This is a genomic window from Vibrio sp. DW001 (assembly GCF_029016285.1).
In the GTDB taxonomy this organism is placed as follows: Bacteria; Pseudomonadota; Gammaproteobacteria; order Enterobacterales; family Vibrionaceae; genus Vibrio.
Genome location: NZ_CP091975.1, coordinates 3,439,095 through 3,454,913 on the forward strand (window position 1 = coordinate 3,439,095; position 15,819 = coordinate 3,454,913).

The following is a 15,819-nucleotide window of genomic DNA, read 5'->3' on the forward strand; positions in this document are numbered from 1 at the left end:
CAAGAACACTTGAATGTGTGTTGGTTTGTTATCACCGAAGTGACAACAAGATCCTAGAGTTTCCTTTTAAAAAAGGATCCAATAGGATTTGAGAACTTTTATTTTGATAAATAATAATCAATTATTTATCAGTCAGCTTTCCAAATTGTTAAAGAGCGAGATTTCATTCTACTTAAAGAAAAAAACCATTTTTAAATACTCTCATCTCCGTTGAGATAAAAACACTTAAAAATGGTGGAGCTATGCGGGATCGAACCGCAGACCTCTTCGCTGCCAGCGAAGCGCTCTCCCAGCTGAGCTATAGCCCCATTTACTAGGAAGTACAATTCCTTTCTCTTTTAACTTCTAAACCTATTTCAATCTGTGTGGACACTCATCATGCGCAATCATCGTTTAAGGAGGTGATCCAGCCCCAGGTTCCCCTAGGGCTACCTTGTTACGACTTCACCCCAGTCATGAACCACAAAGTGGTAAGCGTCCCCCCGAAGGTTAAACTACCTACTTCTTTTGCAGCCCACTCCCATGGTGTGACGGGCGGTGTGTACAAGGCCCGGGAACGTATTCACCGTAGCATTCTGATCTACGATTACTAGCGATTCCGACTTCATGGAGTCGAGTTGCAGACTCCAATCCGGACTACGACGCACTTTTTGGGATTCGCTCACTATTGCTAGCTGGCTGCCCTCTGTATGCGCCATTGTAGCACGTGTGTAGCCCTACTCGTAAGGGCCATGATGACTTGACGTCGTCCCCACCTTCCTCCGGTTTATCACCGGCAGTCTCCCCAAAGTTCCCGACATAACTCGCTGGCAATTAAGGATAAGGGTTGCGCTCGTTGCGGGACTTAACCCAACATTTCACAACACGAGCTGACGACAGCCATGCAGCACCTGTCTCAGAGCTCCCGAAGGCACGCCTGTGTCTCCACTGGCTTCTCTGGATGTCAAGAGTAGGTAAGGTTCTTCGCGTTGCATCGAATTAAACCACATGCTCCACCGCTTGTGCGGGCCCCCGTCAATTCATTTGAGTTTTAATCTTGCGACCGTACTCCCCAGGCGGTCTACTTAACGCGTTAGCTCCGAAAGCCACGGCTCAAGGCCACAACCTTCAAGTAGACATCGTTTACGGCGTGGACTACCAGGGTATCTAATCCTGTTTGCTCCCCACGCTTTCGCATCTGAGTGTCAGTATCTGTCCAGGGGGCCGCCTTCGCCACTGGTATTCCTTCAGATCTCTACGCATTTCACCGCTACACCTGAAATTCTACCCCCCTCTACAGTACTCTAGTTTGCCAGTTTCAAATGACCTTCCGGGGTTGAGCCCCGGGCTTTCACATCTGACTTAACAAACCACCTGCATGCGCTTTACGCCCAGTAATTCCGATTAACGCTCGCACCCTCCGTATTACCGCGGCTGCTGGCACGGAGTTAGCCGGTGCTTCTTCTGTAGCTAACGTCAAACAATAAGCGTATTAAACTTACTGTCTTCCTCACTACTGAAAGTACTTTACAACCCGAAGGCCTTCTTCATACACGCGGCATGGCTGCATCAGGCTTTCGCCCATTGTGCAATATTCCCCACTGCTGCCTCCCGTAGGAGTCTGGACCGTGTCTCAGTTCCAGTGTGGCTGATCATCCTCTCAGACCAGCTAGAGATCGTCGCCTTGGTGAGCCATTACCCCACCAACTAGCTAATCTCACTTAGGCTTATCCAATCGCGGAAGGCCCGAAGGTCCCCTCCTTTCCCCCGTAGGGCGTATGCGGTATTAGCTATCGTTTCCAATAGTTATCCCCCTCAACTGGGCAAATTCCTAAGCATTACTCACCCGTCCGCCGCTCGACGCCTATTAACGCTCCCGAAGGATTGTTAATTTCGTTTCCGCTCGACTTGCATGTGTTAAGCCTGCCGCCAGCGTTCAATCTGAGCCATGATCAAACTCTTCAATTTAAGTTCTTTTTGGCTCAATGAATACTGACTTTAAATTGCCTTTTACTTTAGATAACCAAAGATTAAATAGTAAAGTGTTCTTTAAAGTTCTATCACTCCAACAGAGTGATATTTAAATAACTGTGTTCAACGTTAATTCGCTTTCACTTTTAAAAAAGTAAAAACAAAATAAGCATCAAATTAGGTCACTCAGTTCATTGAAACCGTTGTTGATTTCGTGCCCTAAAGCAGAGAATCATCTTCGATTGTCATCAACGAGTGCCCACACAGATTGATATAGGTTTAAATTGTTAAAGAGCGTTCTAACTATCGAATCTTTATCAGTTTCAATCAGTTAGGGATGCGTATTCTACGCGTCCTGACTGTAAAGTCAAGATACAATTTTCAATCTATTCATTAAAAACGGTATATTGACTTCACTCAACTTTGAGCGAAATAAATGCCCGTATGTAATACGGGCAATCATAGTCATCCTACATAAAGTCTTACTTGTGCGCTTTATCTAGTGCTGTTTTATCTTTCCTAAAAAAGATAAAAACGATGTTAAAACCTGGCGATGTCCTACTCTCACATGGGGAGACCCCACACTACCATCGGCGCTGTTGCGTTTCACTTCTGAGTTCGGCATGGGTTCAGGTGGGTCCACAACGCTATGGTCGCCAAGCAAATTTGGTCAAGCTTCCTATCACGATAGAAAACTCTAATAATCTGGATTACTGACTTAAATAAAAGTTTTCACACATTCAATGTTCTTACATTGAGTCCACAAAACCCCTTGGGTGTTGTATGGTTAAGCCTCACGGGCAATTAGTACAGGTTAGCTCAACGCCTCACAACGCTTACACACCCTGCCTATCAACGTTCTAGTCTCGAACAACCCTTTAGGACACGTAAAGTGCCAGGGAAGACTCATCTCAAGGCTCGCTTCGCGCTTAGATGCTTTCAGCGCTTATCGATTCCGAACTTAGCTACCGGGCAATGCCATTGGCATGACAACCCGAACACCAGTGGTTCGTCCACTCCGGTCCTCTCGTACTAGGAGCAGCCCCTTTCAATCTTCCAACGCCCACGGCAGATAGGGACCGAACTGTCTCACGACGTTCTAAACCCAGCTCGCGTACCACTTTAAATGGCGAACAGCCATACCCTTGGGACCGACTTCAGCCCCAGGATGTGATGAGCCGACATCGAGGTGCCAAACACCGCCGTCGATATGAACTCTTGGGCGGTATCAGCCTGTTATCCCCGGAGTACCTTTTATCCGTTGAGCGATGGCCCTTCCATTCAGAACCACCGGATCACTATGACCTGCTTTCGCACCTGCTCGAATTGTCATTCTCGCAGTCAAGCGGGCTTATGCCATTGCACTAACCACACGATGTCCAACCGTGTTTAGCCCACCTTCGTGCTCCTCCGTTACTCTTTGGGAGGAGACCGCCCCAGTCAAACTACCCACCAGGCACTGTCCGCAACCCCGATAAGGGGCCGACGTTAGAACATCAAGCATACAAGGGTGGTATTTCAAGGTCGACTCCACTCCATCTAGCGACGAAGTTTCAAAGTCTCCCACCTATCCTACACATGTAGGGTCAATGTTCAGTGCCAAGCTGTAGTAAAGGTTCACGGGGTCTTTCCGTCTAGCCGCGGGTACACTGCATCTTCACAGCGATTTCAATTTCACTGAGTCTCGGGTGGAGACAGCGTGGCCATCATTACGCCATTCGTGCAGGTCGGAACTTACCCGACAAGGAATTTCGCTACCTTAGGACCGTTATAGTTACGGCCGCCGTTTACCGGGGCTTCGATCAAGAGCTTCGTCCGAAGACTAACCCCATCAATTAACCTTCCGGCACCGGGCAGGCGTCACACCGTATACGTCATCTTACGATTTTGCACAGTGCTGTGTTTTTAATAAACAGTTGCAGCCACCTGGTATCTGCGACTCCCGATAGCTCCATCCGCAAGGGATTTCACCGTCAAGAGCGTACCTTCTCCCGAAGTTACGGTACCATTTTGCCTAGTTCCTTCACCCGAGTTCTCTCAAGCGCCTTGGTATTCTCTACCCGACCACCTGTGTCGGTTTGGGGTACGATTTCTTATAATCTGAAGCTTAGAGGCTTTTCCTGGAAGCATGGCATCAATGACTTCATCACCGTAGTGACTCGACATCGGGTCTCAGCCTAACAATTTCCCGGATTTACCTAAGAAATTAGCCTACACCCTTGAACCTGGACTACCATCGCCAGGCTCACCTAGCCTTCTCCGTCCCCCCATCGCAATTATAAGAAGTACGGGAATATTAACCCGTTTCCCATCGACTACGCCTTTCGGCCTCGCCTTAGGGGTCGACTTACCCTGCCCCGATTAACGTTGGACAGGAACCCTTGGTCTTCCGGCGTGGGAGTTTTTCACTCCCATTATCGTTACTCATGTCAGCATTCGCACTTCTGATACCTCCAGCAGACCTTACAGTCCACCTTCAACGGCTTACAGAACGCTCCCCTACCCAACATAATAAATTACATTGCCGCAGCTTCGGTGTATAGCTTAGCCCCGTTACATCTTCCGCGCAGGCCGACTCGACCAGTGAGCTATTACGCTTTCTTTAAATGATGGCTGCTTCTAAGCCAACATCCTGGCTGTCTGAGCCTTCCCACATCGTTTCCCACTTAGCTATACTTTGGGACCTTAGCTGGCGGTCTGGGTTGTTTCCCTCTCCACGACGGACGTTAGCACCCGCCGTGTGTCTCCCGGATAGTACTTACTGGTATTCGGAGTTTGCAAAGGGTTGGTAAGTCGGGATGACCCCCTAGCCTTAACAGTGCTCTACCCCCAGTAGTATTCGTCCGAGGCGCTACCTAAATAGCTTTCGGGGAGAACCAGCTATCTCCAGGTTTGATTGGCCTTTCACCCCTAGCCACAAGTCATCCGCTAATTTTTCAACATTAGTCGGTTCGGTCCTCCAGTTGATGTTACTCAACCTTCAACCTGCCCATGGCTAGATCACCTGGTTTCGGGTCTATACCTAGCAACTCGACGCCCAGTTAAGACTCGGTTTCCCTACGGCTCCCCTATACGGTTAACCTTGCTACTAAATATAAGTCGCTGACCCATTATACAAAAGGTACGCAGTCACAGGACGCAATGCCTGCTCCTACTGCTTGTACGTACACGGTTTCAGGTTCTATTTCACTCCCCTCACAGGGGTTCTTTTCGCCTTTCCCTCACGGTACTGGTTCACTATCGGTCAGTCAGTAGTATTTAGCCTTGGAGGATGGTCCCCCCATATTCAAACAGGATATCACGTGTCCCGCCTTACTCGTTTTCACTTAAAATGATGTGTCGGTTACAGGGCTATCACCTTGTATCGCGATACTTTCCAGAATCTTCACCTGCATCATTAAAAGCTTAAGGGCTAATCCAATTTCGCTCGCCGCTACTTTCGGAATCTCGGTTGATTTCTACTCCTCCGGGTACTTAGATGTTTCAGTTCCCCGGGTTTGCCTTATTAACCTATGTATTCAGTTAATAATACTAGCTTTTGCTAGTGGGTTTCCCCATTCGGAAATCGTAGACTCAAGTGGCTTTTACTGCCTTATCTACGCTTATCGCAAGTTAATACGTCCTTCATCGCCTCTGACTGCCAAGGCATCCACCGTGTACGCTTAGTCACTTAACCATACAACCCCAAAGGGTTTCGCTTACGCGAGATAACAACGAATTGTTATTGTATTAGCAACCAAGGTTTCTATCGTTGCCTCATTATTTGAATGAGCGAGACAACATTTTCGATTTTGCCGGACTCAAATATTAAACATCTAACCGAAGTTAGCTGTTTCCAAGAACACTTGAATGTGTGTTGGTTTGTTATCACTGAAGTGACAACAAGATCCTAGAGTTTCCTTTTAAAAAAAGGATCCAATAGGATTTGAGAACTTTTATTTTGATAAATAATAATCAATTATTTATCAGTCAGCTTTCCAAATTGTTAAAGAGCAAAGATTTTATACTTATCGTAATAAGTGAAAACCATTTTTAAATACACTCAAAGAATATACTTAAAGATGGTGGGCGATACTGGGCTCGAACCAGTGACCCCCTCCTTGTAAGGGAGGTGCTCTCCCAACTGAGCTAATCGCCCACAGTTTTCTGTTTTATAATATAAAACAAAACTGTGTGTTTCTTTTCAAGAATGGTGGAGCTATGCGGGATCGAACCGCAGACCTCCTGCGTGCAAGGCAGGCGCTCTCCCAGCTGAGCTATAACCCCATCTTGAGTTTTAATTCTTTCATGGGAAAGAATGGTGGGTCGTGCAGGATTCGAACCTGCGACCAATTGATTAAAAGTCAACTGCTCTACCAGCTGAGCTAACGACCCAGTCTTGTTTTCTTTCTTAGGTAACGCAAGTTATAAGGCAGTTTATATACAATAAACAGCAGACAACTTAACGGATCATAAGGAGAAAATGGTATCCCGTAGGGGAGTCGAACCCCTGTTACCGCCGTGAAAGGGCGGTGTCCTAGGCCTCTAGACGAACGGGACACAGGTGTATAAAAGTGTTGGGCACTTTTATAATTGTACTTGCAATTAAGCAGGTACAATTTCATCTCCACTTTTTATACAAAAGTGAAAACAAAAAATCTCTTTGCTTTTCTAAACCTATTTCAATCTGTGTGGACACTCATCATGCGCAATCATCGTTTAAGGAGGTGATCCAGCCCCAGGTTCCCCTAGGGCTACCTTGTTACGACTTCACCCCAGTCATGAACCACAAAGTGGTAAGCGTCCCCCCGAAGGTTAAACTACCTACTTCTTTTGCAGCCCACTCCCATGGTGTGACGGGCGGTGTGTACAAGGCCCGGGAACGTATTCACCGTAGCATTCTGATCTACGATTACTAGCGATTCCGACTTCATGGAGTCGAGTTGCAGACTCCAATCCGGACTACGACGCACTTTTTGGGATTCGCTCACTATTGCTAGCTGGCTGCCCTCTGTATGCGCCATTGTAGCACGTGTGTAGCCCTACTCGTAAGGGCCATGATGACTTGACGTCGTCCCCACCTTCCTCCGGTTTATCACCGGCAGTCTCCCCAAAGTTCCCGACATAACTCGCTGGCAATTAAGGATAAGGGTTGCGCTCGTTGCGGGACTTAACCCAACATTTCACAACACGAGCTGACGACAGCCATGCAGCACCTGTCTCAGAGCTCCCGAAGGCACGCCTGTGTCTCCACTGGCTTCTCTGGATGTCAAGAGTAGGTAAGGTTCTTCGCGTTGCATCGAATTAAACCACATGCTCCACCGCTTGTGCGGGCCCCCGTCAATTCATTTGAGTTTTAATCTTGCGACCGTACTCCCCAGGCGGTCTACTTAACGCGTTAGCTCCGAAAGCCACGGCTCAAGGCCACAACCTTCAAGTAGACATCGTTTACGGCGTGGACTACCAGGGTATCTAATCCTGTTTGCTCCCCACGCTTTCGCATCTGAGTGTCAGTATCTGTCCAGGGGGCCGCCTTCGCCACTGGTATTCCTTCAGATCTCTACGCATTTCACCGCTACACCTGAAATTCTACCCCCCTCTACAGTACTCTAGTTTGCCAGTTTCAAATGACCTTCCGGGGTTGAGCCCCGGGCTTTCACATCTGACTTAACAAACCACCTGCATGCGCTTTACGCCCAGTAATTCCGATTAACGCTCGCACCCTCCGTATTACCGCGGCTGCTGGCACGGAGTTAGCCGGTGCTTCTTCTGTAGCTAACGTCAAACAATAAGCGTATTAAACTTACTGTCTTCCTCACTACTGAAAGTACTTTACAACCCGAAGGCCTTCTTCATACACGCGGCATGGCTGCATCAGGCTTTCGCCCATTGTGCAATATTCCCCACTGCTGCCTCCCGTAGGAGTCTGGACCGTGTCTCAGTTCCAGTGTGGCTGATCATCCTCTCAGACCAGCTAGAGATCGTCGCCTTGGTGAGCCATTACCCCACCAACTAGCTAATCTCACTTAGGCTTATCCAATCGCGGAAGGCCCGAAGGTCCCCTCCTTTCCCCCGTAGGGCGTATGCGGTATTAGCTATCGTTTCCAATAGTTATCCCCCTCAACTGGGCAAATTCCTAAGCATTACTCACCCGTCCGCCGCTCGACGCCTATTAACGCTCCCGAAGGATTGTTAATTTCGTTTCCGCTCGACTTGCATGTGTTAAGCCTGCCGCCAGCGTTCAATCTGAGCCATGATCAAACTCTTCAATTTAAGTTCTTTTTGGCTCAATGAATACTGACTTTAAATTGCCTTTTACTTTAGATAACCAAAGGTTAAATAGTAAAGTGTTCTTTAAAGTTCTATCACTCCAACAGAGTGATATTTAAATAACTGTGTTCGACGTTAATTCGCTTTCACTTTTAAAAAAGTAAAAACAAAGTAAGCATCAAATTAGGTCACTCAGTTCATTGAAACCGTTGTTGATTTCGTGCCCTAAAGCAGAGAATCATCTTCGATTGCCATCAACGAGTGCCCACACAGATTGATATAGGTTTAAATTGTTAAAGAGCGTTGCTTCTCGGTTGCTGTAAAGCTTTCCTTGAAGCGGACGTGCATTCTAGCGATTTAAAGTGAAGAGTCAAATACTTTTTCATTTTAATTTCGAAGGGCTTTTTCAAGCTGCTCGTCTTACTGATTTCTCTGCAAAGCCTTGTGGGCTCTACCGTGTCAGTGAGGCGCATTATAGAGAACGAATTATCTTTGGCAATACTTTTTTTGTCTTTTTTGAAGAAAAAATGGCACTTGAATCCAATTAGAAATCTACGTGCCATTTTTACCACTTTACTCATAGGTCGCTAACAAGTTATCCACAGACTTATTATAAACTGACTATAAAATAACCATTTATATGCCTGAACCAGCTTCTTGGAAGTCGTCATCTTCATGAAGTCCACATTCTCTTTTCAATCCGAAAAATCGTGTCTCTTCTTCTGACATTCCCGGTTCCCACTTTTTTGTCGTGTGAGTATCACCAACAGACAAATAACCTTGATCCCGTAACGGATGATATGAAAGGCCGTTTTCTACTATATAGTAGTGCACGTCTTTATTAGTCCAGTCTGCAATGGGCAAAAACTTGAACACACCATTTTGTATAGACAAGATGGGCAGGTTTGCCCGAGAGCTGGATTGCTCTCTCCTCAATCCTGAAAACCAAACTTTCGCCGAAAGATCATTGAGCGCCCTTCTCATAGGCTCGACTTTATTTATCTTATTATACTTCTCAATTCCGCTTACGCCTTGTTCCCATAATTTACCGTGTCTTGCTTCCTGCCAAACGGCGCTTTCTATCGCACGAAAAACCTTCAAGTTTAGATTCAGCTGTTCTGCTAACTCGTCAATAAAGAGGTAAGTCTCAGGAAACAGGTAACCTGTATCAGTTAAGATTACGGGAATATCTGGCTTAATCTCATTCGATAGGTGCAGCATCACTGCGGCTTGAATACCGAAACTCGACGAAACCACATGATTCCCAGATAAGTTTTCTATTGCCCACCTGACACGCTGTTGGGCTGATAGTTGTTCTAACTCGCCATTAATTTCAGCCAATTTCAGACTTTGCTCCACTTTATTTAAAATTAATAGTTCATTTAAACTAAGCGCAGTATTAAAGGTATCAAGCATAAAAGTCTCTCTTAGAGATAATCACTTCCTCAATAATCCCTACTCGTATAGTGAAGTCGCCAAAATTCTCATTCTCGTCCCGCTCTGTTGCCCATCGGCCAATCAATGCATCTAAGTCTTCTAGAATCTGCTTGTCCGTGATGTTCTCTTTATACATCTTTGGCACCCGAGTCCCAGCTCTATTTCCACCTAAATGTAGATTGTACCTACCTGGTGCTTTACCGACTAAACCCACTTCCGCTAACATTGCGCGGCCACAGCCGTTTGGACACCCCGTCACCCTTAGAATAATGTTGTCTTGTTCTGGCAAGCTGTGTTTCTTCAAAATGTCTTCTACATCTGTAACAAATTGAGGCAGCATTCGCTCCGCTTCGGCCATCGCCAATGGACACGTTGGAAAAGCAACGCAAGCCATTGAATTTTGTCTTTGAGGTGAAAGCGTGTCATCAACTAATCCATGAGCACGAGCGATAGCGTCAATTTTGTCTTTTTGATCCGCCGTCACTCCTGCGACAATTAGGTTCTGATTCGCGGTCATTCGGAAATCACCTTTGTGAATCTTGGCTATCTGTGCCACACCTGATTTTAGTGGCTTATTCGGAAAATCAAGTAGTCGGCCGTTTTCGATGAATAAAGATAGGTGGTACTTACCGTCAATTCCTTTTAACCAACCAATACGATCTCCGCGTGTTTTAAATTCATACGGTCGACTATTTAGAAATTGAATATTCGCTCTTTTCTCTACTTCCGCCTTAAACACGTCAATACCAACTCTATCTAAGGTATATTTAGTTTTTGCATTTTTACGGTTAGATCGATTACCCCAGTCACGTTGGGTCGTAACAACCGCAGCGGCAACGTCTAATGTTTTATCCAAAGAGATAAAACCAAAGTCGTCCGCTTTTCTTGGGTATGTAGAAGTATCGCCATGCGTCATGGCAAGTCCACCACCGACAAGTACATTAAACCCTATAAGTTTTCCATCTTCCGCTATGGCCACAAAATTAAGGTCATTCGCATGAACATCAATATCGTTGTTCGGAGGAATAACCACTGTCGTTTTGAATTTACGAGGCAAATAGTTACTTCCAAGAATCGGTTCTTCGTCCGTCGTTTCAACTTTTTCGCCGTCTAACCAAATCTCAGCATAAGCACGAGATTTCGGCAATAAGTGCTCACTTATTTTCTTCGCCCACTCATAAGCTTCTTGATGTAATTCCGATTCAATCGGGTTGCTAGTACACAATACGTTCCGATTGACATCACCAGCAGTAGCAATAGAGTCAATACCAATGGCATTAAGTGTTTGATGCATTAACTTAATGTTTGGCTTTAAAACACCATGAAACTGAAATGTCTGTCTTGTTGTGAGTCGAATGCTTCCATAAGAGGTGTGCTCTTCTGAAAACTTATCTATGGCTAACCATTGCTGTGGAGAAATAATCCCCCCGGGCATACGCGCTCTAAGCATGACATTATGCAATGGCTCTAACTTCTGCTTTGCACGTTCCGCACGAATATCTCTATCATCTTGTTGATACATGCCATGGAAACGAATCAGTTGAAAATTGTCATTTGTAAACCCACCGGTAATTTGGTTCTTCAGGTCTAATTTAATTGTTCCGCGAAGGAAGTTACTCTCTCTTTTAAGACGCTCATTATCAGAAAGAGGACCTAATTCTTCGCCTATCACTACTTGTTCACTCATTAGTACACATCCCTCTGATAACGCTTCTGTTTACGTAAATTATTAATAAATTCTTCTGCTATTTCTTGGCTTAGCTGACCATGCTTTTGAGCAATAGTAATTAGCGCATCATTAACATCTTTGGCCATTTGAGTCGCGTCTCCGCATACATAGATATATGCACCTTGTTCAATCCACTGCCAAATCTGTTCTGCGTTTTCTAATAGCCGATTTTGAACATAGACTTTTTCTTTTTGATCTCGACTAAAAGCAACGTCTAACTTTGTCAAAAGACCAGATTTAAGATGCTTTTGCCATTCAACCTGATAAAGGAAATCTTGCGTTAAGGTTCTATCGCCAAAGAACAACCAATTTTTCCCTTCTGCACCTCTATTATCACGTTCCTGCACGAAACTTCTGAATGGTGCGATACCGGTACCGGGGCCTATCATGATTAACGGTGCATTGTCGTCTGCTGGCAATTTAAAGTTGTTATTGTTTTCAACGAATACCTTAACTTCACTCCCTTCTTCAAGGCGTTGTGAAAGGAAACCCGATGCTCCACCATGACGTTGTTCTTCACCTTTTTTGTACTCGACAAGTCCAACGGTTAAATGAACTTCATCTTCAACTTCGGTTTGAGCTGAAGCGATAGAATAGAGGCGTGGTGTTATCTTGCGGAAAAGCCCAACCAATTCTTCAGCTGATAGCTTCGTTTTCTTTTCAGCAAGTACATCAATTACCTGAGTATTCGATGCGTATTGACGTAACTTATCTTTATCTTCAACAAGTTTTTGTAACTTTTTGCTACCTGAAAGCTCTGCATATTTAGTGACAAGTTGTGGGTTACTCGCGGTAATTTCATATTTGGAAATAAGGGCATCACGAAGTGATACACTTTCCCCTGATACATCGACACTCTCAACACCTGAGAGTCCAGCTTGATTAAGAATCGCGTCAACAAGATCCGTTCCATTCTCATACCATACACCCAGGGCATCACCTGGCTGATAAATGATACCTGAACCATCCAAATCGATTTCGATATGACGAACATCTTTACCAGAATCACGACCTGTAATTTTTTGAATAGTTAGTAGAGAAGCTGTGTATGGGTTCTGTTTTGTATAATGACTAAGACCCGTCTGGGCAGAATTCAGCGTCTGAACGGCTCCAGAAGAAATGGAACTAGATAACGCTTCTTTAACTTTACTTAATGCATCGGTACTCCATTGCTCTGCTAATTCATCATAATCAACATCGCAATCAAGTCGCTCGATAAATGCAGTTGCTCCCAATTTAGCTAAATACGTATCAAAGTCTCTACCCGTTTGACAATAAAACTCATAGCTTGAATCACCTAGAGCGACAACGCCATATTGTAAACCATCCAATTTTGGTGCCTTTTTCGATTGCAAGAATTCGTGCAATTCAATGGCATTATCTGGCGGTTCTCCTTCACCATTGGTCGAGGCCACAAAAATCACATGTGTTTCTTTAGCTAGGTTCTTACCTTTATAATCACTTGCATCAAATAACTCTACAGCGATACCTTGAGCTTCTGCCGCCGATTTAATGGACTCCGAAACACCTTTTGCATTACCTGTTTGGGACGCAAAAATAATAGATAGCTTGCCCGTTGGCTCTGAGCCATTTGCAGCCGATGTTTGGATATTCGGTGCATTTACTCCAGAAGACTGGGTCTGACTTAAACCCCAAAAATAACCGCTAACCCAAGCTAACTGCTGGGGAGACAGTTCTGATATGGCTTGTTTTAACTGACCTGCTTGTTGGTCATTTAGCGGACTTGCTAGTGCTGAGAGTTCCTTCGATAACATTGTCACGACATTCCTATTAGTTGCGTGACTATAGATTAACCACTCACGCTAATAACAAGAAAGAATAGAAGTTCATGTTTTATAACTTTTTGAGATAAGGAGATTTTAAAAAGAGATGTTTCGTTATTTTTGTTCAACCCTAACCTGATTAAATCCAACGGCCATTGCCGATTTAGAGGCCAAATCTAAATCAAGATATTGACATCCTTCACCTTCAGAGTCGGTCAATAACACAAGCCCACCATGAGCATGTCTAAATTCAACTATCCAGCTTCCATCTTGCACCGAAGGCTCGATAATGGCCTCAATAAGCTGATTTTCCCTATATAACGTTCTTAATTCTGTCAGCGTCATAGCAACTTTCCTTATCGCCCATTAGCCAAATAATGCCGCATTCGAGTGAATATTATCTGTAACACGTAATTTAAGCATGGCTCATAAGCTTACATATGTTAAATAATTTTTAGTTTTTATTGTTAATAGGTATAAAAAAGCACCACGTAATAACGTGATGCTTTAAAAATCAAATAATGTTGTTATCTACAAAACAACACTGACACCGATAAACCAACCATCTACGAATACCGTTGCTTCATTCTCTTTATCTTCATAGAAAGTGTAATCCATGACTCGATACCCTGTTCTCAAAGCAACATCCACCGTCTGTAGAGCAAGGGTGTATTCGAAGCCTGCAATAAAGTCGGCCGTTTTTTTATTTCCACTGTTATAGAAATCGAACTGCCCAATGATATCGATATCGGTCTTTGGGATACCTATTGCTCCATTCGCGTATAGGCCCCATGTTGTCATATTGAAATTTTCATCCGTACCTAAATAGGTGTATCGGCTATTTTGGTAATTTGATGCATTGAGACCAAGATCGAGAGCTAAAGTATCGTGCTCTATAACATCGTAATAGAACGTAAAATCATATTTATCAAAAGCCGTTTGCTGAGAATCAATTTCACTGTATCTAAACTTAAAATGCGGAGCGTATGGGAGATCAGTTTCTAATATGAGGGTTAAAAAAGGCGTTTTATCTTCATCATAACGTACATCATTGACCTTGGTACTTCCCCACCAATAATCTAAACCAACCTCACCACGGTAAAAATCGTCTGCCATTGCCGATTGAGCAAACAGTGTCATTGCACAGCCAAACAACAACTTTTGTCCCATTTGTACCATTTCTGTCTCCCTTTCATTAACCCTTCAGTAACTCTTTGATACTAGCATAGTTAATAATATAGAAATTCAACAGGTTCAATCCATTAACGAGCAGACACAATGTAATTTTTGTAAACCCACACACCAATTGCGATCACAATAATCCAAGGCAATAATTTAATTATAAAACCGACCATACCCATCAAAAACATGACAAATATTGAAACGCCTAGTGCAATGAACACCGTCATCATACTAAGTCCAGTAAAAAATAGGATACCGATAAACATTATAAAAAATAGTAATTCGAACATAACACTCTCCTGTTGATTCCCACACCTGATTGATTCGATTAAACATGGGATTGACAGTTAACAAAGCAGGATTCAAGCCACATTTTATTTTGTTAAAAGTTCTTACATATCAAGTAATAAAGAACTGTCAAAATGAACTCTGGTGGTTAATCACTCTTTTAATGGTAAATTTCACCACCAACATGGTGAAATTTACACGTTAAGTTCTTTTGGTATTTTTGCTAATGCTGCTTCTACCACTTCAATACCTGCCCCTTTTTTATGCGCATTTTCACTGATGTAACGACGCCATTGACGTGCTCCAGGCATGCTTTGAAAAAGCCCCGACATATGACGTGTGATATGCCCCAACTGAGCCCCGTTTTCTAATTGGCTTTCGATATAAGGGTACATTTCATGAACCACTTCACTGCGTTTTTTAATTGGCTTTTCTCGCCCGAAAATTTGTTGATCAACTTGAGCAAGCATATAAGGGCTCTGATAGGCTTCTCTACCAACCATAACACCATCAACATGCTCTAGATGTTCAATAGATTCGTCTAATGTTTTCACTCCGCCATTTAAGCCAATATTCAAATGTGGAAAGTCCAATTTCAACTGATATGCTCTTTCGTAATCTAGAGGTGGAATCTCTCTGTTTTCCTTCGGGCTTAAGCCACTTAACCACGCCTTACGTGCATGAATAGTAAAATCATCACAACCACCAAGTTCATGCACTTTAGTAATAAAAGTAGTTAAGAACTCATAGGAATCCAAATCATCAATACCAATGCGTGTTTTAACGGTAACTGGTATATCAACCACATCTTTCATTGCTTTAATACAATCAACAACGAGATCGGGCTCTGCCATCAAACAGGCACCAAAACGTCCGTTTTGAACACGATCAGAAGGACAACCTACATTCAGGTTAATTTCATCATAACCACGTGTTTGCGCCAATTTTGCACAAGCAGCTAAATCCACCGAATTAGAACCACCCAACTGTAACGCAAGAGGATGCTCCTCTTCGTTATAAGCTAAAAAGTCACCTTTACCATGAATGATCGCGCCTGTTGTCACCATTTCTGTATAGAGCAACGCCTCTTGAGTCAACAAGCGATGGAAGTATCTACAGTGCCTATCCGTCCAATCGAGCATGGGCGCAATGGAGAAGCGTGAAGAGCTGTAATTGTGAGTCATACCTTGTATAGCCTTG

At 44.1% G+C, this 15,819-nt stretch carries 8 protein-coding genes, 5 tRNA genes and 4 rRNA genes; 1 reads left to right on the top strand and 16 read right to left on the bottom strand.

Annotated elements, in window-relative coordinates; all coding sequences use genetic code 11:
* Positions 1–232: 232 nt before the first annotated feature.
* From L3V77_RS15640 to L3V77_RS15680, 9 genes are all read right to left on the bottom strand, one after another.
* Positions 233–308 (bottom strand) — tRNA-Ala (locus L3V77_RS15640).
* A gap of 86 nt (positions 309–394) precedes the next feature.
* Positions 395–1,947, bottom strand: a 16S ribosomal RNA gene (locus L3V77_RS15645).
* A gap of 548 nt (positions 1,948–2,495) precedes the next feature.
* Positions 2,496–2,611, bottom strand: a 5S ribosomal RNA gene (gene rrf / locus L3V77_RS15650).
* Positions 2,612–2,733: 122 nt separating this feature from the next.
* Positions 2,734–5,626: ribosomal RNA gene (locus L3V77_RS15655) — 23S ribosomal RNA — on the bottom strand.
* Positions 5,627–6,012: 386 nt separating this feature from the next.
* Positions 6,013–6,088, bottom strand: a tRNA-Val gene (locus tag L3V77_RS15660).
* Positions 6,089–6,140: 52 nt separating this feature from the next.
* A tRNA-Ala gene (locus L3V77_RS15665) sits at positions 6,141–6,216 on the bottom strand.
* 32 nt (positions 6,217–6,248) lie between these two features.
* Positions 6,249–6,324, bottom strand: a tRNA-Lys gene (locus L3V77_RS15670).
* 89 nt (positions 6,325–6,413) lie between these two features.
* A tRNA-Glu gene (locus tag L3V77_RS15675) sits at positions 6,414–6,489 on the bottom strand.
* 160 nt (positions 6,490–6,649) lie between these two features.
* Positions 6,650–8,202, bottom strand: a 16S ribosomal RNA gene (locus L3V77_RS15680).
* The 16S, 23S and 5S rRNA genes sit together here with 5 tRNA genes alongside, the layout of an rRNA operon.
* A 359-nt stretch (positions 8,203–8,561) precedes the next feature.
* Between L3V77_RS15680 and L3V77_RS15685 the strand changes: the two genes are divergently transcribed.
* Positions 8,562–8,747, top strand: a complete 186-nt coding sequence (locus L3V77_RS15685) for a hypothetical protein (protein WP_275134964.1) — start codon at positions 8,562–8,564, stop codon at positions 8,745–8,747.
* Positions 8,748–8,835: 88 nt separating this feature from the next.
* Here L3V77_RS15685 and L3V77_RS15690 read toward each other — a convergent pair whose 3' ends face one another.
* The 7 genes from L3V77_RS15690 to dusA form a co-directional block, all read right to left on the bottom strand.
* On the bottom strand, positions 8,836–9,615 hold the full coding sequence (locus L3V77_RS15690; protein WP_275134965.1) for a phosphoadenylyl-sulfate reductase: 780 nt from the start codon (positions 9,613–9,615) through the stop codon (positions 8,836–8,838).
* Positions 9,608–11,323: an assimilatory sulfite reductase (NADPH) hemoprotein subunit gene (gene cysI, locus L3V77_RS15695; RefSeq protein ID WP_275134966.1), complete on the bottom strand. Its 1,716-nt coding sequence runs from the start codon at positions 11,321–11,323 to the stop codon at positions 9,608–9,610. The genes L3V77_RS15690 and cysI overlap by 8 nt, the downstream gene beginning before the upstream one ends.
* Positions 11,323–13,140, bottom strand: a complete 1,818-nt coding sequence (locus L3V77_RS15700) for an assimilatory sulfite reductase (NADPH) flavoprotein subunit (protein WP_275134967.1) — start codon at positions 13,138–13,140, stop codon at positions 11,323–11,325. The genes cysI and L3V77_RS15700 overlap by 1 nt, the downstream gene beginning before the upstream one ends.
* A gap of 123 nt (positions 13,141–13,263) precedes the next feature.
* Entirely contained in the window at positions 13,264–13,494 is a 231-nt protein-coding gene (locus L3V77_RS15705) for a hypothetical protein (protein WP_195704494.1), read from the bottom strand.
* A 186-nt stretch (positions 13,495–13,680) separates the two neighbouring features.
* A complete protein-coding gene (locus L3V77_RS15710; protein WP_275134969.1) occupies positions 13,681–14,328 on the bottom strand; it encodes a TIGR04219 family outer membrane beta-barrel protein in 648 nt (215 codons plus the stop codon).
* Positions 14,329–14,411: 83 nt separating this feature from the next.
* Positions 14,412–14,621 (bottom strand): envelope stress response protein PspG, encoded by a 210-nt coding sequence (gene pspG / locus L3V77_RS15715; RefSeq protein ID WP_195704496.1) that lies wholly within the window; start codon positions 14,619–14,621, stop codon positions 14,412–14,414.
* A gap of 192 nt (positions 14,622–14,813) precedes the next feature.
* The gene (gene dusA, locus L3V77_RS15720; protein WP_275134970.1) at positions 14,814–15,803 is read right to left on the bottom strand and encodes a tRNA dihydrouridine(20/20a) synthase DusA; all 990 of its coding nucleotides are present in this window, start codon (positions 15,801–15,803) and stop codon (positions 14,814–14,816) included.
* Positions 15,804–15,819 lie beyond the last annotated feature (16 nt).